Source organism: Hydrogenophaga sp., assembly GCF_051007235.1.
Lineage (GTDB): Bacteria > Pseudomonadota > Gammaproteobacteria > Burkholderiales > Burkholderiaceae_C > Hydrogenophaga.
The window spans coordinates 1-6,544 of record NZ_JBPCSJ010000509.1 but is presented as its reverse complement, the minus strand read 5'-3'; the positions used below and the strand labels follow the sequence as shown (position 1 = coordinate 6,544).

General features: G+C 71.4%; 9 protein-coding genes. 7 read left to right on the top strand and 2 right to left on the bottom strand.

Annotated elements, in window-relative coordinates; genetic code table 11:
• The 4 genes from ACR2JA_RS17940 to ACR2JA_RS17925 all read left to right on the top strand — a co-directional run.
• Positions 1 to 565: alpha/beta fold hydrolase (locus tag ACR2JA_RS17940; RefSeq protein WP_434010433.1), on the top strand; the 565-nt coding region annotated here is incomplete at its 5' end.
• 2 nt (positions 566 to 567) lie between these two features.
• Positions 568 to 969, top strand: a complete 402-nt coding sequence (ligA, locus tag ACR2JA_RS17935) for a protocatechuate 4,5-dioxygenase subunit alpha (protein WP_434010432.1) — start codon at positions 568 to 570, stop codon at positions 967 to 969.
• 1 nt (position 970) lies between these two features.
• On the top strand, positions 971 to 1,834 hold the full coding sequence (locus ACR2JA_RS17930; protein ID WP_434010431.1) for a class III extradiol dioxygenase subunit beta: 864 nt from the start codon (positions 971 to 973) through the stop codon (positions 1,832 to 1,834).
• A gap of 8 nt (positions 1,835 to 1,842) precedes the next feature.
• Positions 1,843 to 2,283, top strand: a complete 441-nt coding sequence (locus ACR2JA_RS17925) for a nuclear transport factor 2 family protein (protein WP_434010430.1) — start codon at positions 1,843 to 1,845, stop codon at positions 2,281 to 2,283.
• A gap of 105 nt (positions 2,284 to 2,388) precedes the next feature.
• Here ACR2JA_RS17925 and ACR2JA_RS17920 read toward each other — a convergent pair whose 3' ends face one another.
• Positions 2,389 to 4,707 (bottom strand): ATP-dependent DNA helicase, encoded by a 2,319-nt coding sequence (locus tag ACR2JA_RS17920; protein ID WP_434010429.1) that lies wholly within the window; start codon positions 4,705 to 4,707, stop codon positions 2,389 to 2,391.
• Positions 4,708 to 4,741: 34 nt separating this feature from the next.
• Here ACR2JA_RS17920 and ACR2JA_RS17915 point away from each other — a divergent pair, with 34 nt between their 5' ends.
• The gene (locus ACR2JA_RS17915) at positions 4,742 to 5,536 is read left to right on the top strand and encodes a hypothetical protein (protein ID WP_434010428.1); all 795 of its coding nucleotides are present in this window, start codon (positions 4,742 to 4,744) and stop codon (positions 5,534 to 5,536) included.
• A 15-nt stretch (positions 5,537 to 5,551) separates the two neighbouring features.
• On the opposite strand, the gene ACR2JA_RS17910 is transcribed toward ACR2JA_RS17915, so the two are convergent.
• Positions 5,552 to 5,797 carry a DUF3297 family protein gene (locus ACR2JA_RS17910; protein WP_434010427.1) on the bottom strand — a complete coding sequence of 82 codons (246 nt, stop codon included), beginning with the start codon at positions 5,795 to 5,797 and terminating at the stop codon, positions 5,552 to 5,554.
• Positions 5,798 to 5,946: 149 nt separating this feature from the next.
• Here ACR2JA_RS17910 and ACR2JA_RS17905 point away from each other — a divergent pair, with 149 nt between their 5' ends.
• Entirely contained in the window at positions 5,947 to 6,183 is a 237-nt protein-coding gene (locus ACR2JA_RS17905) for a FeoA family protein (RefSeq protein ID WP_434010426.1), read from the top strand.
• A 61-nt stretch (positions 6,184 to 6,244) separates the two neighbouring features.
• Positions 6,245 to 6,544, top strand: a 300-nt coding sequence (locus ACR2JA_RS17900; RefSeq protein ID WP_434010425.1) for a FeoB small GTPase domain-containing protein, incomplete at its 3' end; no start/stop codon positions are given.

Sequence of the window (6,544 nt, the reverse complement as noted above, 5' to 3'; positions counted from 1 at the left end):
GGCCAGCGCGCCGCCACGCTTTGCCATCGCCGGTCATTCCATGGGCGCCCGTGTGGCGCTGGAGGTGCTGCGCAGCGCGCCCGAACGCGTGAGCCGCGTGGCCCTGCTCGACACCGGTTACCTGGCGCGCGCCGCCGGGGCCGCGGGCGAGGAAGAGGCGCGCAAGCGCCAGGCCCTGCTGGACGTGGCGCGCCGCGACGGTGTGCGGGCCATGGCCGCCCAGTGGGTGCAGGGCATGGTGCACCCGGACCGGCTGCAGGACGCGCCCCTGATCGACGCCATCGTGGACATGTTCGCGCGCAAGAGCCCCGACGTGTTCGAACGCCAGATCCGCGCCCTGCTGCAGAGGCCCGACGCCACCGGGGTGCTGCGCGCCATCCGCGTGCCCACACTGGTGCTGTGCGGCCGTCAGGACAGCTGGGCCCCCGTGCCGCAGCACGCAGCCATGCACGCGCTCATTCCCGGCGCCGTGTTCGAGGTGATCGACGACGCCGGCCACATGGCGCCCATGGAACGGCCGCAGGCCGTGGCCGCGGCGCTGCTGCGCTGGCTGGAGCAGGACTGAGCATGCACAGCGCCGACTTCGCCGACATCCCCGGCACCGTGCTGTTCGACGCCCAGCAGTCGCGCAAGGGCTACTGGCTCAACCAGTTCTGCATGTCGCTGATGAAGGCCGCCAACCGCGAGCGCTTCAAGGCCGACGAAGCCGCCTACCTGGCCGAATGGCCCATGAGCGACGAGCAGCGTCAGGCCGTGCTCGAGCGCGACATGAACCGCTGCCTGGCGCTGGGCGGCAACGTGTATTTCCTGGTCAAGATCGCGGCCACCGACGGCATCAGCGTGCAGCAGATGGTGGGCCGAATGACCGGTATGAGCGAAGCCGACTACCGCGACATGATGCTGCGCGGCGGTCGTCCCATCGAGGGCAACCGGTACCGGCACGAGTGGTCGCAACGGAGCGGTGCCTGACATGGCCCACGTCAGCGCCACCGTCTACACCTCGCACGTGCCCGCCATCGGCGCGGCGCTGGACCATGGCCGTGCGGCCGAGCCGTACTGGGCGCCGGTGTTCGCGGGCTACGAGGCCTCGCGCGCCTGGTTGCGCGACAACCCGCCCGATGTGGTCGTGCTGGTCTTCAACGACCACGCCACCGCCTTCGGCCCCGACCTGGTGCCGACCTTCGCCATCGGCACCGGCGAGTCGTATGCACCCGCCGACGAGGGCTGGGGCGCCCGCCCGGTGCCTGTGGTGCAGGGCCACCCCGAACTGGCCGCGCACATCGCGCAGAGCGTGATCCAGGACGATTTCGACCTCACGCTGGTCAACCGCATGGACGTGGACCACGGCCTGACCGTGCCGCTGTCGCTGCTGTTCGGTCAGCCGCCGGCGCACGACTTCCGCTGGCCCTGCCCGGTGATCCCGCTGGCGGTGAACGTGGTGCAGTACCCGGTGCCCAGCGGCCGCCGCTGCCTGGCGCTGGGCCGGGCCATCCGCAAGGCGATCGAGAGCTACGGCGAGCACCTCAACGTGCAGGTCTGGGGCACGGGTGGCATGAGCCACCAGCTGCAGGGTCCGCGGGCTGGTCTGATCAACCCGGTGTTTGACCACGCCTTCATGGACATGTTGACCACCGTGCCCGAAGCGGCCGCCGCCATCCCGCACGTGGACTACGTGCGATTGTCGGGCAGCGAAGGCATCGAGCTGGTGATGTGGCTCATCGCGCGTGGCGCCATGCCCGAGCGCGCCGACGGCCGCGCGCCCACCTGCGTGCACCGCTTCTACCATGTGCCCGCGTCCAACACCGCCGTAGGTCACCTCGTGCTCACCCCCTGAAGCCCGCCATGAACACCGCCCTGGACACCCTGGTGGCCGAAGCCGCCTGCCGCGACCTCGTGCTGGCCGCCGCCGACGCGGTGGACAGCCGCGACTTCCTGGCCTTTGCCGACCTGTTCGAGATGCGGGGCGTGCTGGTGCGGCCCGACGGCACCGAACTGGTCGGGCGCCCGGCCATCGTCGCGGCCTACGCCGCGCGCGACCCCGAGCGCCTCACGCGCCACCTGGTCAGCAACCAGCGCGTGCGGGTGGACCTGGCCGCCGGCACCGCGCAGGCCGCTTGCACCGTGCTGCTGTGGAGCGGCCGGCACAGCGACGCGTCCACCCCGCGCGGGCGCCCGGCCGATGCGCTGCAGCAGGTCGGCGAGATCCGCGACCTGCTGGCGAAAACGCCCGAGGGCTGGCGCATCCGCCGCCGCGAAGCCTGGTTCACGCTGTTCCGCAGCTGAGCGGCGAGCGGCGGGGCCGAGGATGCACCGCCGGGCCGTCCCAAGGTGCATTCGCGCCCCCTCGGGGGCAGCGACCCGCGTCAGCGGCGGAGCGTGGGGGTCTGTCTACCCCACCCGCCACCACGCCGGCAGCAGGCGCCGCACCTCGGCGCGCGCAAAGCGGTCGTCCAGCAGCCACACGGTGCCGTGGTCCTGCTCGCTGCGGATCACGCGGCCGGCGGCCTGCACCACTTTCTGCAGCCCCGGAAAGAGATACGCGTAGTCGTAACCCTGGCCAAAGCGCGCCTGCAGCCGCGCGCGCATCTGCTCGTTGACCGGGTTCACCTGTGGCAGGCCCAGCGTGGCGATGAAGGCGCCGATCAGGCGACGCCCCGGCAGGTCGATGCCTTCGCCGAACGCGCCGCCCAGCACCGCGAAGCCGATGCCCTGGCCGTGTTCGGTGAAGCGGGCGATGAAGGCCTCGCGCTCGGGCTCGCCCATGCCGCGCGACTGCGCCCACACTGGCAGCTCGCGGTGGTGTTGCTGCAGCCGGTCCAGCGCCTGCTGCAGGTAGTCGAAGCTGCTGAAGAAGGCCAGGTAGTTGCCGGGTGCGGACTGGTACTGCGCTGCGATCACCTGCACCACCGCGTCCAACGAGGTCAGGCGGTCGGCCCAGCGGGTGGAGATGTGCGGCGCGATGCGCACCGCCAGCTGGTCGGCGCTGAACGGCGAAGGCGCGTCCAGCCGCAGCGTGTCGGCAGGCAGGCCCAGCAGGTCGGCCACGTAGTCCATGGGTGCGAGCGTGGCGGAAAACAGCGTGGTGCTGTGCGCCGTGGCCCAGCGCGGCGCCAGCAGCGGGCCGGGCACCACGTTGCGGATGGCCAGCTGCGGGTGCTGGGTGCGAGCTTGAGACGCGCGCGTGAGGTCGCACAGCGAATGCTCGGCGAACGACTCGGCCACCCGCAGGAAGTGCAGCGCGTCGAACCACCAGCGCTGCAGCGGACCGTCCACCGCGTCCTGCGGGTGCTGCGCCAGGTGGTCGCCGATGTCGCTGCACACGCCTTGCAGCGTGGCCACGAATTCACCGGGCACGTCGGGCAGCACTTCGTGGTCCTGCGTTTGTTCTTTGCCCAGCGCGCTCCAGCGGCGCTGCAGCTTCTCCAGCGGCTTTTTCAGCGCGGCGGGCGCGCTCTGGCGCAGCGCCTGGAAGGCCGCAGGGTCCAGGGTCGCGCTGTGCATCAGCCGGGCGCGCTCGATCAGGTTGTGCGCCTCGTCCACCAGCAGGTCCACCGTCCAGCCGTTGGCCTCGGTCAGCGCGTGCCAGGCGGCGCCGTGGTCGAAAAAGTGGTTGAAGTCGCCCACCGCCACGTCGCACCAGCGCAGCATTTCCTGGCCCAGGTAGTATGGGCACACGCTGTGCGCCAGCGCCACCTCGCGCAGCGCGGTCTTGTCCAGCCGGCCGGCCTGCGCCGCGGCGGTGCGGGCGGCGGGCAGGCGGTCGTAGAAGCCGCGCGCGAGCGGGCAGCTCTCGCCGTGGCAGGCCTTGTCCGGGTGTTCGCAGGCCTTGTCTCGCGCCATGCGTTCGAGCACGCGCAGCGGGATCGCCCGCGGCGTGCCGGCCTGGGTCAGCGTCGCCAGCGCGTCCAGCGCGAGCTGGCGGCCGGGGGTCTTGGCCGTCAGGTAGAACACCTTGTCCGTGCCCGGCCCGGCGCCTTCTCCCGGCGCCGCCTTGAGCGCCGCGAACAGCGTGGCCAGCGTTTTGCCGATGCCGGTGGGCGCCTGCGCCATCAGCACCCGGCTGTGGCGGTGCGTGCGGTGGACCGCCTCGGCCAGCGCGCGCTGCCCGGCGCGGAAGGCTGGGAAGGGGAAGCTCAGTTCGCGCAGCGCCGCGTCACGTGCCACGCGGTGCGCGCGCTCGGCCCGCGCCCAGCCGGCGTAGCGGGTGCACAGGTCTTCAAAGTGCGCGCGCAGCTCGGCGGCGCTGTGCCACTGCGGCAGCGGGGTCTCGGTCTGCGTGTCGATGTTGAAGTACACCAGCGCGGTTTCCAGCCCCTCCAGCGCCAGCTGCTGGCACAGGATGTGGCCGTACACCATGGCCTGCGCGCGGTGCAGGGCGCGGCGGTTGGGTGCTATCAGGGCCACGTCGCCGCGGTGCGTCTTGATCTCTTCCACCCGGCGCGCGTCGGGGTCCCAGCCGTCGGCGCGGCCCTGCACCCGCAGGCCGTTCCACACCGTGGCCAGCGGCACTTCGCGCTGGTAGCTGGCGGCCCGGCGCGAGGTCACCTCGCCGTGCCCTTCCACCCCTTCGGCGCCGCTGGGCGATGGCGTGAAGCGCAGGTCCAGATCGCCCGCGCGCGCCGCAAAGTCGCACAGCGCGCGCACCGCCACCACGCCCAGCGGGGCGTCATCGGTGGCGTCTTCAACCAGTCGTGCGGCGTTGTCCATGCGGCACCCATCGTACTGGACATATCATCAGTCCATGAGCGATGCGCCCCTCCTGACCCGGCACCACCACCGCCGCCTGCGCGAGATCTACCGGTCCGCCGGGTGGCCCTGCCACGACATGCTGGAGGTGGAACTGCTAGCGGCCGGGCAGGTGGAGCGCGTGCGCTCGCCCGACGGGCACGAGACCCTGCGCGTGACGGACGCCGGCATCCAGACCCTGGCGCGCGTGTTCGCCACCAACAAGGCCGCGCGCACGCCGCACGAGGCGCTGGTGCAGCAGGTCGCGCTGAGCATGGGCCGGGCGGGGCGCCTGGCCTGGCGCGGGCTGATGCTGCGCGCGCGGGTGCCGCTGGCGCTGTTCGGGGTGGAGGACGTGGCCGCCCCCGAAGCACCACCGCTGATCGCGGGTGAACCGGATGCGAGGGACGACACCGGCCCCGATCACGCCTGGGTCATGGCCTGCCCGGACGTGTTTTCCATCCGCCGCAGCACGGTGGAGGCCTACCTGGAACCTGTCGTGCACGAGATCAAGGTCAGCCGCGCAGACCTGCTGGGCGACCTGAAGAAGCCCGCCAAACGCGCGGCGTATCTGGACATGGCCAGCGCCTGCTGGTACGTGCTGGGCAACGACGCGCGCGGCCGCCCCGTGGGCGGGCCTGACGACATCCCGCCCGAATGCGGGGTGATGCAGGTGCAGGGCGGGCAGCTGGTGGTGGCGCGTGAGGCGCCGCGCCGTGCGGTGGAGCGGCTGCCGCTGCCGGTGTGGATGGCACTGGCCCAGGCTGGGCCGGCGCGGGGCGAGGACGAACCGGCGCAGCAGGGGTTCTGACTCAGCCCTTGTGCATCAGGCTTTGTAGAAGGCTTCGACCGTGCCCTTGAGCTTGATGGTCAGCGGGTTGCCTTTGCGGTCCACGGTCTTGCCGGCGGGCACCTTGATCCAGCCTTCGCTGATGCAGTACTCGGTCACGTCAAAGCGTTCCTTGCCGTTGAACAGGATGCCGATGTCGTGGTCGAACACTTCGCGCACGTGGTGCGGGCTGCGGGGGTCGATGGCGAGGTGGTCGGGCAGGGCGGGGCGGGTGTCGGTCATGGCGCGGATGGGCGTTGCAATGGAAAACCCATGATTGTCCGGCATGCGTGACCGGCCGCCTGCGCGGCACCGATGTTTGCGAAATATCAAACCGTGTCCGGTGGTTTGTGTTTATGATGCGAAGCATTCTCATTTGCAAGTGCTGACCCATGACCACCATGCCCTCGCTCAACCAGGCCCCGCCGCGCCAGTGGCACCGCGTGGCCGCCGCCGGCGCCGGCCACCCGCGCCTGCTGGAGCTGGGTTTTCTGCCGCTGGAAAACGTGCGCGTGCTGCAGCGCAGCTGGTTCCGCGGGGGGGCGCTGGTGGTGCAGGTGGGTGACGCGGTGTTCGGCCTGCGCCCCGAAGAGGCCGCACAGATCCCGGTTCAGCCGCGCGCCGCATGAGCACCGCACGGCCGTTCCGAAGGTGCTCAGCCCCGCAGCGCGCAGCGCGGAGGGTTACCCCATGAGCAACGTCATCGACACCAGCGGTCTCGCGCAGCGCCGCCTGGCCCTGCTGGGCAACCCCAACTGCGGCAAGACCGCGCTGTTCAACCGCCTCACCGGCAGCCAGCAGAAGGTGGGCAACTACGCCGGCGTCACGGTCGAACTCAAGCGCGGCCTCATGAAAACCGCCGCCGGCCGCTCGGTCACCGTGATCGACCTGCCCGGCACCTACAGCCTGAACGCCGGCAGCCAGGACGAAGCCGTCGCCTGCGCCGTGGTGCTGGGCCGCAGCCTGAGCGAACGCGCGCCCGAACTCACC

What these genes read in the sequence shown, in the direction of transcription:
- ACR2JA_RS17930 (WP_434010431.1), top strand. Translation starts at nt 971, where the DNA reads ATGGCCCACGTCAGCGCCACCGTCTACACCTCGCACGTGCCCGCCATC.
- ACR2JA_RS17920 (WP_434010429.1), bottom strand. Translation starts at nt 4,707, where the DNA reads ATGGACAACGCCGCACGACTGGTTGAAGACGCCACCGATGACGCCCCG.
- ACR2JA_RS17925 (WP_434010430.1), top strand. Translation starts at nt 1,843, where the DNA reads ATGAACACCGCCCTGGACACCCTGGTGGCCGAAGCCGCCTGCCGCGAC.
- ACR2JA_RS17915 (WP_434010428.1), top strand. Translation starts at nt 4,742, where the DNA reads ATGAGCGATGCGCCCCTCCTGACCCGGCACCACCACCGCCGCCTGCGC.
- ACR2JA_RS17905 (WP_434010426.1), top strand. Translation starts at nt 5,947, where the DNA reads ATGACCACCATGCCCTCGCTCAACCAGGCCCCGCCGCGCCAGTGGCAC.
- ligA (WP_434010432.1), top strand. Translation starts at nt 568, where the DNA reads ATGCACAGCGCCGACTTCGCCGACATCCCCGGCACCGTGCTGTTCGAC.
- ACR2JA_RS17910 (WP_434010427.1), bottom strand. Translation starts at nt 5,797, where the DNA reads ATGACCGACACCCGCCCCGCCCTGCCCGACCACCTCGCCATCGACCCC.